Source organism: Megasphaera cerevisiae DSM 20462, from assembly GCF_001045675.1.
GTDB lineage: Bacteria > Bacillota > Negativicutes > Veillonellales > Megasphaeraceae > Megasphaera > Megasphaera cerevisiae.
Map to the genome: position 1 here is coordinate 1 of NZ_LEKT01000154.1, position 696 is coordinate 696.

Annotated in this window: 1 protein-coding gene; it reads right to left on the minus strand. The window is 33.8% G+C overall.

The window, feature by feature from the left end; all coding sequences use genetic code 11:
• The coding region (locus AB840_RS15500; RefSeq protein WP_048515704.1) for a thiamine pyrophosphate-binding protein at positions 1–696 on the minus strand (696 nt) is incomplete at both ends.

A 696-nucleotide genomic window follows, 5' to 3' on the forward strand; every position in this document is an offset into this window, starting at 1 on the left:
CTTCAATGATATGTGCTCTTAACTGCTCTAATTCATCTAAATGTTGTTGGTTAATAAATGGTTCATCTACTTTGTCAGATATCATTTCAATAGTTCCTGCAATATTACCAATTAATTCTTTAGTAGGTTGCATATAATTTGTAATTTCTGCTGGAACTTCGTCAATATTGATCACTTTCGTGTCTAATTCCTTATTCCAATTGCTTGCTTCATACTCAATTGGATCATAACCAATTGTAACAACTAAATCACTTTTACGAAGTAATTCGTCACCTACTTGGTTACGGAACAATCCTACACGGCCAAAGAAGTGATTTTCTAATTCGCGACTAATGACACCAGCACCTTGGAATGTTTCTACTACTGGTAAGTTTGTTCTTTCAACTAATTTACGGATAGCATTTGTTTCATTTGCACTTGAACTTCTCATACCAGCAAGTAAAACAGGGAATGCTGCATTTTTAATTGCATCAATCACATCATTAATATCTTGCTCACTAGGAACACCTAAATTAGGCTTTTGACATAGTGCTATTGCTTTTGATTCTACTGGTGCTGAAATCACATCTTGTGGAATACTTATAAAGCTTGCACCATTTTTACCTGATGTTGCTATTCTCATAGCATTAGTCATTACTTCTGATAAAGATTCAGGATCTTGTACTTCTTCACTGTATTTTGTTGAGTACTTTAATA